The sequence below is a fragment of the Paenibacillus sp. JCM 9796 genome, assembly GCF_055379675.1.
In genome coordinates this window covers 743698-760261 of sequence record NZ_AP043723.1, presented here as the reverse complement: position 1 = coordinate 760261, position 16564 = coordinate 743698, and the positions used below count along the sequence as shown (strand labels likewise).

General features: G+C 50.5%; 14 protein-coding genes. 13 read left to right on the top strand and 1 reads right to left on the bottom strand.

Translation table 11 applies throughout. The features are described from left to right. The first annotated feature begins 175 nt into the window (after positions 1-175). From ACZ439_RS03790 to ACZ439_RS03735, 12 genes are all read left to right on the top strand, one after another. Entirely contained in the window at positions 176-937 is a 762-nt protein-coding gene (locus ACZ439_RS03790; RefSeq protein ID WP_430105392.1) for a fumarylacetoacetate hydrolase family protein, read from the top strand. Positions 938-991: 54 nt separating this feature from the next. Continuing rightward, entirely contained in the window at positions 992-1906 is a 915-nt protein-coding gene (locus ACZ439_RS03785) for a hydroxymethylglutaryl-CoA lyase (protein WP_196426850.1), read from the top strand. Positions 1907-1953: 47 nt separating this feature from the next. After that, entirely contained in the window at positions 1954-2739 is a 786-nt protein-coding gene (locus ACZ439_RS03780) for an enoyl-CoA hydratase/isomerase family protein (protein ID WP_127606545.1), read from the top strand. Positions 2740-2776: 37 nt separating this feature from the next. Continuing rightward, entirely contained in the window at positions 2777-3934 is a 1158-nt protein-coding gene (locus ACZ439_RS03775; RefSeq protein ID WP_127606543.1) for an acyl-CoA dehydrogenase family protein, read from the top strand. Positions 3935-4005: 71 nt separating this feature from the next. Continuing rightward, complete coding sequence (locus tag ACZ439_RS03770) at positions 4006-5103, top strand: CaiB/BaiF CoA transferase family protein (protein ID WP_054795375.1); 1098 nt, start codon at positions 4006-4008, stop codon at positions 5101-5103. 88 nt (positions 5104-5191) lie between these two features. Then, the gene (locus tag ACZ439_RS03765) at positions 5192-5950 is read left to right on the top strand and encodes an electron transfer flavoprotein subunit beta/FixA family protein (protein ID WP_127606541.1); all 759 of its coding nucleotides are present in this window, start codon (positions 5192-5194) and stop codon (positions 5948-5950) included. Positions 5951-5965: 15 nt separating this feature from the next. Then, a complete protein-coding gene (locus tag ACZ439_RS03760; RefSeq protein WP_127606539.1) occupies positions 5966-6937 on the top strand; it encodes an electron transfer flavoprotein subunit alpha/FixB family protein in 972 nt (323 codons plus the stop codon). A gap of 45 nt (positions 6938-6982) precedes the next feature. Beyond that, positions 6983-9103 carry a (Fe-S)-binding protein gene (locus ACZ439_RS03755; protein WP_464620640.1) on the top strand — a complete coding sequence of 707 codons (2121 nt, stop codon included), beginning with the start codon at positions 6983-6985 and terminating at the stop codon, positions 9101-9103. Between the two features lie 298 nt (positions 9104-9401). Next, positions 9402-10382, top strand: a complete 981-nt coding sequence (locus ACZ439_RS03750) for a sugar ABC transporter substrate-binding protein (protein WP_464620639.1) — start codon at positions 9402-9404, stop codon at positions 10380-10382. Positions 10383-10455: 73 nt separating this feature from the next. After that, positions 10456-11934, top strand: a complete 1479-nt coding sequence (locus tag ACZ439_RS03745) for a sugar ABC transporter ATP-binding protein (protein ID WP_372814412.1) — start codon at positions 10456-10458, stop codon at positions 11932-11934. Positions 11935-11950: 16 nt separating this feature from the next. Continuing rightward, positions 11951-12949, top strand: a complete 999-nt coding sequence (locus tag ACZ439_RS03740; protein WP_464620638.1) for an ABC transporter permease — start codon at positions 11951-11953, stop codon at positions 12947-12949. Between the two features lie 5 nt (positions 12950-12954). Beyond that, complete coding sequence (locus ACZ439_RS03735; RefSeq protein WP_127606529.1) at positions 12955-13899, top strand: ABC transporter permease; 945 nt, start codon at positions 12955-12957, stop codon at positions 13897-13899. Positions 13900-13960: 61 nt separating this feature from the next. Here the strand turns inward: ACZ439_RS03735 and ACZ439_RS03730 are convergent, their stop codons facing one another. After that, on the bottom strand, positions 13961-15556 hold the full coding sequence (locus ACZ439_RS03730; protein ID WP_127606527.1) for a helix-turn-helix domain-containing protein: 1596 nt from the start codon (positions 15554-15556) through the stop codon (positions 13961-13963). 217 nt (positions 15557-15773) lie between these two features. Here ACZ439_RS03730 and ACZ439_RS03725 point away from each other — a divergent pair, with 217 nt between their 5' ends. Continuing rightward, positions 15774-16559 (top strand): SDR family oxidoreductase, encoded by a 786-nt coding sequence (locus ACZ439_RS03725; RefSeq protein ID WP_464620637.1) that lies wholly within the window; start codon positions 15774-15776, stop codon positions 16557-16559. Positions 16560-16564: the final 5 nt, after the last annotated feature.

The following is a 16564-nucleotide window of genomic DNA, read 5'->3' as shown; positions in this document are numbered from 1 at the left end:
CTTTTTTAACAACTTTAACGACGGGCGAGATGAGTTCAAATAATGAACATCCTTCGTTCAATATTTGCACAGCTTAACGGTACGAGGCTGGAAAAACCCGCATGAAACGGTTGGCATGATACTTGCAATATGAATAATCATAACGAAGATTATTATTCCAGGAGGTAGAAGGGACATGATCGTTCGATATCAGGTTCAAGATGAAGTTTGTTACGGCTGGCTGCAGGAAGGGGAAATCGCCAAGCTGCAGGGCGATATTTATGGGGAATATGCTCGCGGCGAAGCGCGGACGCCTCTAAGCAGGGTCAAGCTGCTGTCTCCCGTTCAGCCATCCAAAATCGTTTGTGTCGGCTTGAATTATGTCGACCATGCGAAGGAAGTCAACCTGGATCTTCCCAAAGAGCCGCTGCTCTTTCTGAAGCCGTCCACCACGGTGGTCGGACCTGGAGACCCGGTCATCTACCCCGCCCAAAGCAAACGTCTCGATTATGAAGCGGAGCTGGGGGTGGTTATCAAGAAAAAGGCTTACCGGATTCGTGAGAACGAAGCAGCGGATTATATCCTGGGCTATACATGCGCGAACGATATTACGGCCCGGGATATCCAGTTTGCGGACGGTCAATGGACGAGGGGGAAATCGTTCGATACGTTTTGTCCGATCGGTCCCGGCATCGTTCCGGGTATCGATCCGTCCGGCCTGGAGATCAAACTGACGGTAAACGGTGAAGTGAAACAGAGCTCCAATACGAAAAACCTGATTTTTTCCGTCCCTTATCTGGTTCATTATATCAGTCAGGTCATGACGCTGCTGCCGGGCGACATCATCATCACAGGAACTCCTGCAGGCATCGGGCCTATGCAAATCGGCGACGAAGTAAGCGTTTATATCGAGGGAATCGGCGAGTTGAACAACGATATCGCCGGCGATGAGCGGTAGCGAAGGGCGAGTCAGGGGACCGCTCATGAAAGGTGAACAGGAAGGGGAATGAAAGTGTCTGACAATCGCGTATGGATTTCGGATGTATGTCCGAGGGACGGGTTTCAAATTGAGCCCGAGCTCGTCCCGACCGAGGTCAAAATTAAGGTGATCGACGCTTTATCGGCTGCAGGAGTTACCGCGATCGAAGTTACAGCGTTCGTACATCCGAAAGCGGTTCCGCAGATGGCCGATGCGGAGGAAGTGATGCTGAACATCAAGCGAAATCCGGGCACCCGCTATGAGGTGCTGGTGCCCAATTATCGCGGGGCGGAGCGCGCCCTAAGGACCAATCCCGATCAGCTCAATTTGGTCGTATCGGCGAGCGAGAGCCATAACCGCTCCAATCTGCGCCGTGGGACCTTTGAAACGTTGAACGAATTTGTGGAGGTTGCCAAACTGTGCGCCGAAGCGGGAGTGCCGGTGCGGGGCGGTGTCGCGACATCGTTCGGTTGTCCGTTCGAAGGGAAGGTTGCCCGGTCTCGCGTACTCGAAGTGATTGCTCAATACCTGGATTTGGGAGCGGAGTCGGTTACGCTCGCCGATACGACCGGAATGGCCAATCCCGAGCTGGTCCGGGAAACGGTTCGAGACGTGAAAGCGAAATGGCCGCATCTGGAAATTCATATGCATTTTCATAATACGCGGGGAATGGGGCTGGCCAACGTTTATGCGGCCTATGTGGAGGGAATCCGTCATTTTGACGCTTCCTTAGGGGGCATTGGTGGTTGTCCTTTTGCGCCGGGGGCAACGGGAAATATTTGCACCGAAGATACGGTGAATATGTTTCATGACATGAATATCGCAACAGGCATAGATCTGGATCAGCTGTTGGCCGCAAGCCGCCGTTTGGAGCGGCAGCTGGGTCATCAGCTGCCGAGCCAAGTGTTGAAGGCGGGTAAAACGATGGAGCTGCACCCGCATCCCTAAGGGAATAGTAAAGCCCGGACCCGACGATCGGGAAAGAGGAGGATCTGATGAACGGTTTGCTGGAGGAAAGAGTGGAGCAGGGCGCTGTTGCGGTGCTTACGTTACATCGCCCGGAGGTCATGAACTCGATTAACACCGAATTAGGGTTCGCGTTAAGAGATGCGCTGGACCGATTAAACGAGGATGCATCGGTTCGGGTTATTGTTTTCACGGGTGCAGGCGAGAGGGCCTTCTGCACCGGCGGGGATTTGAAAGAACGAAATCAAATGACCAATGAGCAGTGGCTTAAACAGCATCGGCTGTTTCAAGACGTATTCCGCAAAATTCGTCAATCCGACAAGCCGGTCATTACGGCGGTCAACGGGTTTGCTCTCGGAGGCGGGTGCGAATTAGCATTAAGCGGTGATTTTGTATATGCTTCGAAATCCGCCAAGTTCGGGTTACCCGAAGTGACGCGCGGCATAATCCCCGGGGTGGGCGGAACGCAGACGATTGGAAGATTCCTTCCCCGGGGGCTTGCCCTGGAGCTGCTGTTGACAGGGAAACCTCTCTCCGCGGAAGCAGCGTTCGAATATGGAATGGTCAATAAACTGCTTGAGCCGGGTGAATTGTTGAAGGAGACGCTGCAAGCAGCCCAGACGATTGCGCAAAATTCGCCCTTGGCGGTAAGAATGGCCAAGAAAGCATTTCGCTTGGGCATCGATCTTCCGCTGGAGGAAGGGATCGAACTCGCCCTTGAGTGCTACAACCGCACCATTGTGCACCCGGACCGGGAAGAAGGGATTCGGGCATACAACGAAAAAAGGCCGCCCGTATTCCTGGATATCGTCTGAGTCTATAACAAAATCCAACTGAAACGAGGAGAAAACTATGAAATCGACGGAAAGCGAACACCAGATCATACGGGAAAGCATACGCGCTTTATGCAAGAAATTCCCCGATGCTTACTGGAGAGACAAGGATGCGCAGCATCAGTACCCGGAAGAGTTTATTGACGAGCTGACCAAGGAAGGATGGTTGTCGGCGTTGATTCCCGAACAATACGGGGGCTCGGGTCTCGGCATGATGGAAGCCGGCATTATCCTGGAGGAAATTAACCGCAGCGGCTGCAATGCGGCGGCGGGCCATGCTCAGATGTATACGATGGGGGCTTTGCTTACGCACGGAAACGAGGAGCAAAAGCAAAGGTGGCTTCCCCAAATCGCCTCAGGTGAAGTTCGGCTGCAGGCGTTCGGCATTACCGAGCCGACGGCCGGATCGGATACGACGAGCATCACGACGTTTGCCGAAAGAAAAGGGGACCGGTATGTGATCAAGGGCCAAAAAATTTGGACCTCCCGGGTGCAGCATTCCGATTTGATGATGGTGCTTGCGCGCACCACGCCTAAAGACAAGGTGGCGAAGAAAACGGACGGACTTAGTTTGTTTATTCTCGACTTGCGGGAGCAGGAGGGGAAAATTCAGGTCAGGCCGATCGAAACGATGATTAATCATGAAACGAATGAGGTGTTCTTCGAAGGGGCGGAAGTGCCGGTAGAAAATTTGATCGGCGAAGAAGGCAAAGGATTTAAATATTTGCTGAGCGGGGTCAATGCGGAACGGATTCTCATCTCTTCGGAATGTATCGGAGACGGCCTGTACTTTGTCGATAAAGCGGTGGAATATGCCTCCTCGAGAGTGGTATTCGGGCGTCCGATCGGACAAAATCAAGGCGTTCAATTTCCAATCGCGCAGGCTTATATGGATATTGAAGCGGCAACCTTGATGCGCAACCAAGCCGCCCGGGAGTTCGATCAGGGCGACACGCGCGGGCCGGAGGCGAATATCGCGAAATATTTGGCCTCCGAAGCATCCTGGAAGGCGGCCAATATGGCCATGAACACATATGGCGGATTTGGTTTTGCAACCGAATACAACATTGAGCGGAAGTTCCGTGAAGCCAGACTGCCGCTGGTCGCGCCAATTGCCAATAACCTGGTCGTCAGTTATGTCGCCCAGCATGTGCTCGGGCTGCCGCGCTCCTATTAGATTCCGGATTGTTGCGCGGCGATCGTCAGGGTGGGATCAAGCTTGAAGACTAACGCATTACAGGAGGGAATATGTGGCCTTTAGATGGAATTCGCGTCGTTGATCTTACGCAAAATGTCGCCGGTCCCTATACCGCTATGATATTGGCCGATCTAGGGGCATCCGTGACGAAGGTGGAGCCTCCGGGCGGGGATGCGACCCGCGGTTGGGGTCCCCCCTTCTGGGAAGAAGCCAGTCCGACTTTTCTTGCGTTAAACCGGAATAAAGCCCAAGTTTATCTCGATATCAAAACGCAAGAAGGAATAGATCAGCTGCATGGCCTTCTCCAGGATGCGGATGTGCTGCTGGTCAGCAGCCGCCCGGGAGCGATGGAACGTCAAGGATTGGACTTCGAAAGCTTGGCGGAAAGCTACCCCCGGCTTATTTACGGGGAAGTAACCGCATTCGGGAACCACGGCCCGAGACGGATGGAGGCCGGATATGATCCGCTGCTGCAGGCGATGGCGGGAATCATGAGCGTAACGGGTCATGAGGGTCAGGAGCCCGTTCGCGTAGGGACTTCCATCATTGACATGTCGACCGGCATGTGGCTGGCGCTAGGCGTGTTTGGGGCTCTGCGGCTGCGCGAGCAGACAGGAAGAGGACACCGGATCACCAGTTCGTTGTATGAAACGACGATCGCTTGGATGTGCTATCATATTCCGGCCTACTGGGCATCGGGCGTATCGCCCCAAAGATGGGGATCGGGACCGGCCATGATTGTCCCCTACGAGGCCTTTCCGACGCAGGACAAATGGGTTGTTATCGCTGCCGGCAACGATGGTTTGTTTCATAAGCTTTGCGGCGTTCTGGGCAGGGAGGAATGGATCGCCGACCCGCGTTTTGTCACCAATGCGGAGCGCGTCATCCATCGAAATGAACTAAGAGCCTTGATCTGTGATATTACCCGGCACGAGAGCTCGGCCTATTGGATCGAAACGCTGGTCAAGAACGGCATTCCGGCGTCGCCTGTCCTCAATGTGGCCGAGATGATGAAAGAGCCCCAGCTTGAAGCCAGCGGCATGATTCAATCTATTGGACACAGCCGGATCGCGGATTTTAAATCGGTAGGGCTGCCCTTGAAGATTGACGACGAACGTCCGCCGCTTCGAGTCCCGCCACCCTTGTAAGGGCACGCAGAGGGCTGTCTGATGTCCGCCCAGAACGGCCCTTGTCTTTTATAGACAGGAAGCAGCACCATCAAAGGAGGGGAACGGTTTGAACATTTGGGTTTGCTTGAAGCAAACGTTCGATACCGAAGAGAAGATCAAGCTGGTAAACGGTCAAGTGGTGGAAGACCAGGCCAATTGGGTGATTAATCCGTATGACGAATATGCGGTGGAAGAAGCGCTCAAGCTGCGCGAGCAATTCGGCGGCGACGTTACCGTCATCTCGGTCGGTCCCGCGCGCGTGGAAACGGCGCTTCGCCATGCACTCGCCATGGGAGCGGACCAGGCCGTCGTCATCAGCGGAGTGGAGGGGGACGAATATGTCGTCTCCAAAGCGTTGGCCCATTATTTGAAAGACAAGGAAATCGATATGATCCTTACGGGAAACCAGTCGGTCGATAACGGGGCGGGGCAAGTGGGGGTTCGTCTGGCGGAACAATTGAAGATCCCTTATGTCACATCGGTCGTCAAGCTGACCGTCGAACAAAACCAGGTGCAGTTGGAGCGGGATGTGGAAGGCGACATTTATCAAATCGAAGGCCAACTTCCGCTGCTTCTCACATGCCAGCAAGGACTCAACAATCCACGATATCCCTCGCTTCCTAACATTATGAAATCGAAGAAAAAAGCGATACATACGATCCCGTCCGATGCATTCGCCGGTATGGATCAGAACGCCAAGACGGAAACGGTGGACCGGTACTTGCCTCCTCAGCGAAAGGCGTGCCAATTCGTCCATGAAGGCGATTCGTCCGGTTCGGCGCGCGCACTCGTCAGCATCCTATTCGATAAAGCTGTTATCTATTAGGGAGGAGAACGTCTGATGAATAAAAAAGTGTTAGTGTTCGCGGAGTCGAAGGGCTCCGTCCTGCGCCAAGTATCGTTAGAGGCGCTGTCGCTCGGCAAACAAATCGCAGGTCAGGGCGAATTGATCGCCGCCGCATTCGGCAGCGGGGCCGACGGCTATGTGGAAGCGCTCGGTCAACATGGCGCAAATCAGGTATGGACCTTATCTGATGATCGGTACAACCGCTATCATTCGGATCTTTATTTTCATGCTTTCGTCCAAGTCATTCAAGAGACGAATCCGGATGTGATCATCGTCGGACATACGGCGAACATGAAGGACGTCGCACCGCGGATTGCTTCCCGGTTCGGATATGGCTTGATTACGGATTGCACCGGGGTGGAATTCGAAGGCGAGGAGCCGATTTATATCCGCCCGATTTATGCCGGGAAAGCTTTTGAGAAGAAACGGTTTACCTCCTCCGGGGCTATGTTTATTACGATTCGTCCGAACAATTTCAAGGTCGAGCCGTCCCCGACCCTGCCGGCAACGGTTCCGTTTCAAGCGGAGCCTGTCGATCTGCAAACCGTGATCCGCGAAATCGTGCTCAAATCGACCGGAGCGATCGATTTGGCGGAAGCCAAGATCGTCGTTTCCGGCGGGCGCGGCGTGAAGCATCCGGATGGATTCGAGCCGCTGCAAGAGCTCGCGTCCGTATTGGGCGGGGCCGTAGGAGCTTCCCGTGGGGCATGCGATGAAGGATACTGCGATTACGGCTTGCAAATCGGCCAGACGGGCAAAGTCGTCACACCCGATCTCTATATCGCATGCGGAATCTCCGGGGCGATCCAGCATGTGGCCGGCATGTCCAATTCGAAAGTGATCGTTGCGATTAATAAAGACCCGGAGGCGCCGATTTTCCAGATTGCCGATTACGGCATCGTGGGCGATCTGTTCGAGATCGTTCCATTGCTGACGGCAGAGTTTAAAAAGAAAATCGCCAATTGATTTGAAGTGATCGATTATATAGATTACATACGGGGAGAGATTGCGATGTGGGCTGGGGTCCAACTTTTATTGTTTTTGATAGTAACGGGAACCGGGCTTTATTTCGCTGCCAAAGTCATCTATGCCCGCTACAGTTATATACGATTAGGCCAGCCTGCATCCGTCCCCTATACGATTAAAGAGCGGTTGAAGGCGTTTGCCGCTGAAATTTTCGGTCAAACGAAGCTGCTCAAAGACCGGAAAAGCGGATGGATGCATGTCATCATCTTCTATGGCTTCTTGATTGTGCAATTGGGCGCCATCGACTTGATTTATAAAGGCATAGCCGGAAAGCCTTTGCCCATTCCGGGGTATTCCGTTTTTTCGCTGCTGCAGGAAACGACGGTCGTTCTTATCCTGCTCGCCACGGGCTATGCCGGATACCGAAGGTATGTCGAGCGAATCAAACGGCTTAAGCGGGGCTGGAAGCCGAGTATCGTCATCTTTTTCATTTTCTTTCTGATGCTTTCCGTTATGTTGTCTCTAGCTTTGGAGCGCGCTATGCTGCGGCATGTTGAATTTTCCTGGGACGCTCCCCTGTCTTCTCTGATCGCCATTCCGTTTCACGGTATGTCAGCAACGGCGAACCATGTTTTGTTTCTTGCCTGTTGGTGGATGCATCTGCTGATCCTCCTTTCCTTTGCAATCTACGTCCCGCAATCGAAGCATTTTCATATTATTGCGGCGCCGATCAACATATGGTTCAAGCGAAGCGAACCGGTCGGAAAGCTGAAAAGCATCGATCTGGAAGATGAGAACGCCGAATCGTTCGGGGTAGCGAAAATTGAAGATTTTAGCCAAAAGCAAATGCTGGATTTTTATGCGTGCGTCGAATGCGGCCGATGCACCAACGTTTGTCCCGCGTCGAACACCGGAAAATCTCTTTCTCCGATGCATATGATTTCCAAGATGCGCGATCACTTAACGGAGAAGGGCCAACGCTTAACGTCGCAATCCCCTTGGGTGCCAAGCTTTGTAATGGGCTACGAAGGCGTGCATACGTTCCGCAACGGGAGTCCGCACGGCTCTTTCCCGGAGCGCGACGGAACCGATATTGCGCCTACGATGCATTTGCAGCAAGCGGGCTGGTCGGTTTCGGATCAATCTATCGAAGACGTCAACTTGATCGGCGACGTCATGAGCGAGCAAGAAATATGGGAATGCACCACATGCCGGAATTGCGAGGATCAATGTCCGGTCGGGAATGAACATGTCGACAAAATTATCGATCTGCGGCGGCAGCTTGTCCTTATGCAGGGCAGCATCCCTTCGGGCGGGCAGCGTGCGCTCCAAAATATTGAAAGACAAAGCAATCCGTGGGGGTTCAGCCAAAAGGACCGTTTTAAATGGAAGCACGATTTCGTGGATTTGCACGTCCCCACGGTCCACGAAAATCCCGACTTTGAAATTGTTTATTTTATCGGCTCGATGGGCTCTTATGACGCCAGAAGCAATAAGGTGACCCGTTCGTTCGTCCAGCTGCTCAACAAAGCGCAGGTCAATTATGCCGTGCTCGGCGAAGAGGAGAAAAATTCCGGCGATACGCCACGCCGGCTGGGCAATGAGTTTTTGTTTCAGGAGCTCTGCAGGGAAAATATAGAAACGTTCAAGAAATATAACGTAAAAAAGATTGTGACGGCTTGTCCGCATACGTATAACACGTTGAAAAACGAATACCCGGAGTTTGGGCTCGAAGCGGAAGTGTATCATCATACGGAATTGCTGGATGCATTGATCAAAGAAGGAAAGTTAATTCCCAAACGCGAAGTCAGGGAGCGGATTACTTACCACGATTCCTGTTACTTGGGACGGTACAACCAGGTGTACGATCAACCGAGGGACATCTTAAGAGCGATCCCCGGCGTGGAATTGGTGGAAATGGAGCGAACCCGCGAGAACGGGATGTGCTGCGGAGCGGGCGGCGGTTTGATGTGGATGGAAGAGACGGCCGGCAAACGCATTAACGTGGCGAGAATCGAACAGGCGATGTCCGTTAACCCGACAACGGTCAGCAGCGCCTGCCCCTACTGTCTGACGATGATGAGCGACGGGGCGAAGGTGAAGGGCATCGAGGAGCAAGTAAAGGCGAAGGATATCGCGGAAATCTTAGCGGAATCCGTTTTGTGAAACGGACCTTCGCATCCTATGTATATAGGCGAGCGCCAAGACTTACAGGCTGTATGCTGTAGGTCTTTTGGCGTTGCGGCAATCTGTGATCATTACCCCGGGCCTCTGCGCCCAATAATAATGGAAAAGCACACGTATTGATAAAAAAAACACACCAATTCCCGAATCAATCTAAGTAAAATACAAGTAGTAAAAACAATAAACCAATGGGGGGAAATGATCCGGGGCGGTTAGAAAACTTAAAAATGTAAGCGTATTATTATCTGATTCTATTACTTATATAATTTGGAGGAGAAAGATGAAAAAAATAACTAGTGTCGTTGCAAGTGTATTACTCGTTGCGTTGCTCCTTGCAGGATGCGGTACATCAAACCCGGCAAATACGGCAAACCCGGCAAATTCATCCGGCAATAGTCAGGCGGGCAATAAAAAGATCGGCGCCTTGTGGTCCACGACATCCATCCCGCCGGTACAGGTCATTATTAACAAGGCGGAACAAGACGCCAAGACAGCAGGGGCCGAGATTGTCAATATGGATGCCCAATTCGATCCCTTCACGCAGGCTACGCAAGCTAAAAATTTGCTGTCGCAGCGTGTTGGCGCCGTTCTTGTGAACGTCATAGATCCCGAGGGAATCGTTCCCAGCTTAAAGCAATTTCATGATGCGGGAATCCCCGTAATCATCGGGACGCTGCCGGTATCGAAGCAGGCAGATCCCTATATTACGTCGTTTGTAGGTCCGGACAACATCGCCGCCGGTAAGCTCGCAGGCGAGTTAATGGCCGAGGCCCTGGGGAGCGCCGGCGGTAATGTCGTGATCATTGAAGGTGCGCCGGGGATTACGGTACAGGATCGTACGGCCGGATTTAAAGAGGGCTTGCAAGGTAAGAACATCAACGTGCTGAATATTCAAACCTCGCAGTGGGACCGTGCCAAAGCTTTATCCATTATGCAGGACTTCTTATCCAAGTATCCGGATTTGAACGGTGTGTTCGTCCATAATGACGACATGGCGATGGGGGCTATTCAGGCGATTAAGCAGGCGGGAAAGACGGACCAAGTCAAAGTGATCGGGTTCGGTGGAACGAAAGAAGCGGTCAAAGCTCTCGAGCAAGGAGACATGTACGGAACGGTTACGGAAGATTTAGTCTGGACCGCTCAGAAAGAGATCGAAGTAGCTTTGGCTGCCATAGAGAAAAAACCGGTAGAAAAAGCGATTTATGTTCCGACAGGGAAGCTTACGAGAGCAAACTTAGCCGGTTACACCCCGACCTATTGACGGGCGCCCGTCAGGGCTACATGCCTGAAAGAGCCGGTTGATTAAAATATGAATGGATTGCAGGTGTTCATCCATGGATGTATTAGAGATGAAAGGGATAAGCAAATCGTTTCCAGGCGTGAATGCTCTTCAGGACATCAATTTAATTGTCAAAAAGGGAGAGGTTCACGGTTTGCTGGGCGCTAACGGGGCCGGGAAGTCCACGTTAATGAAGGTATTGTCGGGCGTCATCCAGCCGGATGAGGGAGAGATCCTTTTTCAAGGAGAACGGGTAAGCTTTAGCTCTCCGCTGGCTGCTCAGCAGAAGGGAATCGCCATTATTCATCAGGAGCTTAGCCTTGTTCCGGCCTTGTCCATCGCCGAAAACATCTTCTTGGGGCGGCTATTCGGCAAGTCCCATAACATTGACTGGAAGCAGGTCAATCAACAAGCGGCCGCCCTGTTGAAGCAGATCGGTACTAATCTGAGTCCCAATACGATCGTGAGAAACCTGAGCGTGGCGCAAATGCAGCTGGTCGAAATTGCGAAAGCGCTGTCGTTTGAAGCCGACCTCATTATCATGGATGAACCGTCGGCCGTATTGAGCGGGCCCGAATTGTCCCAGCTGTTCGATACGATCAGCTCCTTAACGGCCAAAGGAGTGACCGTTATTTACATCTCCCATCGGCTGGAAGAAATTTTTACGATCTGTAACCGAATAACGATTATGCGCGATGGCCAGGTCGTAGAGACGAGGCTTGTCGCCGATACGGACAAAGATCAAATCATACGCGGAATCGTGGGCCGCGATCTGAATGAAGAATATCCCGCGCGCGAGTTTATCGAGCTTGGCGAAGAGATTTTATCGGTCAAAGGGTTAAGTTTAAAAAATAAGCTGCACGATATTTCCTTCGATGTAAAACGCGGAGAAATCGTAGGGTTGGCCGGGTTAGTCGGCTCGGGAAGAACGGAGATTGCCCGTTGTATTTTTGGCGCAGACCGCTATGATCAAGGTGAAATCAGGTATAAAGGGACCCGGGTCGATATCCAGAATCCGCGCAAAGCCATTGCACTCGGGATCGCCCTGGTTCCGGAAGATCGGAAGGACCATGGGTTAATTACAAAATTCCCGCTCCGGTTAAATTTCACGATGGCGGCGATCCGTAAAATCGTCAAGTGGGGATTTATCAAGTCAAAGGCGGAACGCCAAGCTTCCGAGGATCTCGTCACGCAGCTTAACATCAAGACGCCCTCGATCGAACAAATTGCGCTGAATCTTAGCGGCGGCAATCAACAGAAGGTTGTCGTGGCCAAATATTTATTTTCCGATGCGGACATTCTCATTCTGGACGAACCTACCCGTGGCGTGGATGTCGGGGCGCGGAGAGAAATCTACCTGGTTATCCGGGAACTCACCCGGAGGGGGAAGGCGGTTGTGCTCATTTCATCGGATTGGGAAGAGCTGATTGCCTTAAGCGATCGCCTGGTCGTTCTTCATGAAGGAAGAATTAAGGGGGAAATGTTCCAGTCCGAAGCGAGTGCCGAGAGCATCTTGCAGCATGCGCTTATTTAGAGAAAGGATGGATACAGTGGATACGGTTACAGCTGCGCAAAATCAGACCTCTGTCAGTCGGATTAAACAACGAATGGGATTAGCCGATTTCGGCCCGGTCCTGGCCCTGTGTCTGTTACTCGTCATCGGCTCGTTGTTATCCCCTGTGTTTTGGTCGAAAGGGAACATCATCAACGTACTGACTCAAATCTCTGTTCTGGGATTGGGCGCGCTCGGGATGACGTTTGTTGTAATTGCCGGTTTTTTTGACTTATCGATCGCCGGCATCTTATCGCTTAGCTGCGTGCTTGCGGTGGGGCTTCTTCCTGTCCTGGGTACGGTAGGGTCCGTTATCACGGTTATAGGCATAGCCGTTATCATTGGGATCATGAATGGTTCGATCCTTCGTCTCATCAAAGGCGACTTTGGAGCTTCGATTATGATAACCTTTGGTACGGGAACGATATTATCCGCCCTGGCTCTTATGTATACCAAAGGATTTACGCTTATGCTGCAAGAAGATCCGCTGTTTAAATGGTTTGGCTACGGGCAAGTGTTAGGTCTCCCTTCCCCTGTCATCCTGATGATCGCTTGCGCGGTCATCCTGCATGTGATTTTACAAAACACTTCCTTAGGCCGGTCTATCTATTTAACGGGAGCCAATCCGGAAGCCGCCCGTTTGTCCGGTATTCCTATTCATCGGATTCGGACGATTACATACATTGTAGCGGCCGTGTTAGTCGCGATCGGTGGTTTTATTCGAAGCTCGCAAACGGTCAGCGCATCTCCCGTAGCAGGAGTCGGCTTCGAATTAGATGTTATTGCGGCAGTTGCGATAGGCGGAACGAGCTTGGCCGGCGGCGAAGGAAACATCATTCGCACGATGATAGGCGTACTGTTAATCGGGGTACTCAGCAATCTTTTTGTTCTCGTCGGGTTAAGCAATTTTGACCAGATGATGGCGAAGGGGCTCATCATTATTGCGGCTCTCATTTTGGATAAGCGTAAAGAAACCAGGGGTATTCGCAGGAGGTAAAAGAAATGAGCGTCTTAAGAAACGTGTACGAACAAAAAGTATTGCTTATCTTAATCGGGATGTTTGTTATCGCCTCCTTCTGTGCGCCTTATTTTCTAACGTTCCAGAACATCAATAATTTAATTATGCAGATCAGTATTTACGGAATTATGGCGTTTGCGATGACGTTTGTCATTTTGATCAAGGAATTCGACCTGTCGATAGGTGCAGTGATGGCGTTTTCAGGCATATTTCTGGTGAAAATGTCATCCTATACAGGCATGATGGCCGCTATTTTGATCACGCTGCTGGCTGGCGCCTTGATCGGCTTGCTCTCGGGTCTGTTAGTCAGCGTGATGCGCCTGAACTCCTTTATCGTCACGTTATGCGCCATGTTTTTTTACAACGGTCTGGCTCTCAAAATATCGAGTGGAAAACCGATTATGACGCAGGATCCGATTTTAAACTGGCTTGGCAACGAGACAACGCTTTGGATTCCCAACCTCATTTGGATCTTTGTCATATTCTATGTGATTTCGGAATACGTACTTCGCAAAACCAAGTACGGACGTAATGTATATGCCGTGGGCGGAGATGTCAAAGTGGCGGAGCTAACGGGAATTGCTGTTCCGTTTTATAAGATTAGCGTTTTCGTTATTTCCGGTGTCTCTGCTTCCATGGGCGGCATTCTGCTCACCGGCATGTTGAATTCGGCCTCGCCGTTTGTGGGCGGAGCCGCTGCCTTAACGGTCATTTCCAGTGTCGTGATTGGCGGAACGAGCCTGGCCGGAGGAGAGGGAAGCGCCACTCGGGCCGTAATGGGGCTGTTTATACTAGGCATTCTGGATAACTCTCTGGCTTTGCTCAATGTGCAATCGTTCTATCAAGCCCTTCTCAAAGGTATTCTTCTGGTGGTCGTGATTGGCTGGGATTATTATGTTCGCAAGGCCCGGGTTGCCCATGCTGTATAAGTGAAATGAAATGCCCTAACTCCGTAACTTATCGGTGAGCTAGGGCATTTTCGCCGTATCCTTAAATATATCCGGCCTTCATATTCTGTTTTTTGTACTGCATAGGGGATAAGCCGGTCACTTTTTTGAACGTTTTGGAAAAATGCTTGACTTCAAAAAAACCGACTCTGGCGGCTACATGGCAAACCAGCTCGTCGCTTGAGGCAATCAGCTCCTTGGCTTTTTGTATGCGATAAGTGATGATGTACTTGATGATGCTGATGCCCAGCTCCTTCTTGAAAATTTGACTTAGATAGGAATTGCTTATATTTAAGTTGGATGCAATGAAATGGACCGTGATATCTTCCCTGTAGTGCTGATGTATAAATTCGATGGCCTGAAATACGATGGAGTTTTTAACCGTATTTTTGATGGATAGCTCCGCTTTAAGCAAATGAAGGGATTCGATAAATTCGGAGCATTTTTGTTCAATTGAAGAATAGTAGAGTTGGCTGGGGGCATTGCTGTCGGTTATTTTTTTATTGTATAAATCGCCGTACTTATCGCTTAACGTGGATAACAGGGATGTGTGGCAATAGTAGTAAAGATTGTAGTTGAGACTTGGCTTAATAATAGTCAGGAACAGTTTCTTGATCAGCTCGCTCAATTTAGGGTTGAACAGATCGTAATTGATCAGCTCCCTGATTTCACGGAGCATGTCATCAATATAGTGATAGTTGATTTCTTTACGCAAGGAATTCACGTACTCCTGGGTAATTAATTTAACGTCCCTGCAGAAAAAATTGTAAATTTTCAACCGGTCAAACGATTCGTAAGCGCTCCGGATATCCTCTATATTTTTGATATAACCGCTCATATATCGGAACGCTGTTTTGCAATTGGTTACATTGTTCAGCTTCGAGATAATATCAAGAAGCTTATACTGCTTGCCGGCCTGGCTAACGGAATCATAGTCATTGATCATGATGCACAATCGGGTCGGATTAATATAGAAAGCTTCGCCGCCTCCATATTCGTCGAGCACCTCCTGACATTCGTTTACAAATTCCTCTCCGACGAAGTAGTAAATATTTTTGTTCAAATCGTGATCCGCATATTCGATTTCCATCAAATTCCATAGATATAAATAATACCCGGAATTATTCAGGTTCAGACCGGCCTTTTTCTTATAATACAAAAACTCGCTGTTCGTGACTCCCCGCAATATATCGTTCAAATATTCGGTCTTTTCAAGCCTCTTAATCCTCGAATCCATGATCAGGTTGGAGTCTTCTTCTTCCCCGATATAATTAAATCGACAATGATAAGCCGGGCTTAAAGCATGGGTGAAAAACTGTTTGATTTGATTCATATAATGAATGTCTTTATGGGTCGTAACGGAGTAAGCGATTTCATTTTCCGATATGACATTAAAAATGAGCAGAATAGGGGAGATATTGAATACCGCTAAGTCATGGAAAAAATTTTGGATTTTATAGACGGGATGGGTGACTTGAAAAATGATCACATCGGCAGCGAGTTCCACCGCTTTTTCAGCACAAGCATCATAAGAATCGGCCCTATACGAGATGGTAAACCCGCTTGCGTTTGCAGTGCTGCAATCACGGAACATGCTCTTTAGATGATCTTCCGCATACAGGATGACTTTTGAAGCCATAACCTACCTCCGTATTGTAGTTAAATTCTGGATATAGTCATTATAATTTTAGGATGAGAACGTTGTCAAACCGAATCGTTTCGTGCAGATGAGGGCAGGCGGCCCCCGTCATAAACATGAAAATGCACACGTATTTCTAAAAAAAGCACACCCAATCCGCCGGACGAATCAGTAAAATCAATATATAAATTCATTTCATACAAAGAGAGGTGCCAGCATGTCACAGGGACTCGCAGATTTTTCATTGGATGCATTTTCGTTGAAAGGCAAGGTCGCCATGGTAACCGGCGCCAACCAGAACCTTGGCATGGCGTACGCGGTCGCCTTTGCCAAAGCAGGCGCGGATCTGTTCATCCCTCACTTTACGGATGACGTATCCGAGGTCAAGCGGCTTATCGAAGAAACCGGCCGGAAGGTCGCGTTTCTGCAAGGGGATTTGACCGACAAATCTTACATCGAGCGTGTAGTCCATTCCTGCATGGAGCAGTATGGGAAAATTGACATTCTCGTAAACAATGCCGGCGCCAGCATGTTCGGCGAGTTTCTGGACTATCCGGATGCGGCGTGGCAAAAAATTATGGATATTAATTTGAATACCGTCTATTACTTGAGCCATCGGGTGGTGAAGGAGATGGTCAAGCAGAAATCGGGCAAGATTATCAATATTGCTTCGGCGCTCGCTTTTACCGCCGACAAAAAATGCCCGCCCTATACGACCAGCAAGCATGCCATTGTAGGGTTGACGAAAGTGTTTGCCAATGAAGCAGGCCCGTACAATATTCAAACGAACGCGATCGCCCCCGGCTTTTTGGCTACCGACGTCAATAAGGAATTGCACGAGGATAAAGCATACTATGACAAAATTACAAACCGTATTCCCAGTGAGCGCTGGGGTGTGCCTTCCGATCTGATGGGAACGGCTGTGTTCCTGGCAAGCCGCGCCTCGGATTACATCAACGGCTGGACCATTAACGTCGACGGCGGGTTTGCCACTACATTGTAAAAAGG

Bases quoted from the DNA above. Each gene is read 5' to 3' on its own strand.
- ACZ439_RS03790 (WP_430105392.1), top strand. From the start codon at position 176: ATGATCGTTCGATATCAGGTTCAAGATGAAGTTTGTTACGGCTGGCTG.
- ACZ439_RS03780 (WP_127606545.1), top strand. From the start codon at position 1,954: ATGAACGGTTTGCTGGAGGAAAGAGTGGAGCAGGGCGCTGTTGCGGTG.
- ACZ439_RS03775 (WP_127606543.1), top strand. From the start codon at position 2,777: ATGAAATCGACGGAAAGCGAACACCAGATCATACGGGAAAGCATACGC.
- ACZ439_RS03770 (WP_054795375.1), top strand. From the start codon at position 4,006: ATGTGGCCTTTAGATGGAATTCGCGTCGTTGATCTTACGCAAAATGTC.
- ACZ439_RS03760 (WP_127606539.1), top strand. From the start codon at position 5,966: ATGAATAAAAAAGTGTTAGTGTTCGCGGAGTCGAAGGGCTCCGTCCTG.
- ACZ439_RS03755 (WP_464620640.1), top strand. From the start codon at position 6,983: ATGTGGGCTGGGGTCCAACTTTTATTGTTTTTGATAGTAACGGGAACC.
- ACZ439_RS03750 (WP_464620639.1), top strand. From the start codon at position 9,402: ATGAAAAAAATAACTAGTGTCGTTGCAAGTGTATTACTCGTTGCGTTG.
- ACZ439_RS03745 (WP_372814412.1), top strand. From the start codon at position 10,456: ATGGATGTATTAGAGATGAAAGGGATAAGCAAATCGTTTCCAGGCGTG.
- ACZ439_RS03735 (WP_127606529.1), top strand. From the start codon at position 12,955: ATGAGCGTCTTAAGAAACGTGTACGAACAAAAAGTATTGCTTATCTTA.
- ACZ439_RS03730 (WP_127606527.1), bottom strand. From the start codon at position 15,556: ATGGCTTCAAAAGTCATCCTGTATGCGGAAGATCATCTAAAGAGCATG.
- ACZ439_RS03725 (WP_464620637.1), top strand. From the start codon at position 15,774: ATGTCACAGGGACTCGCAGATTTTTCATTGGATGCATTTTCGTTGAAA.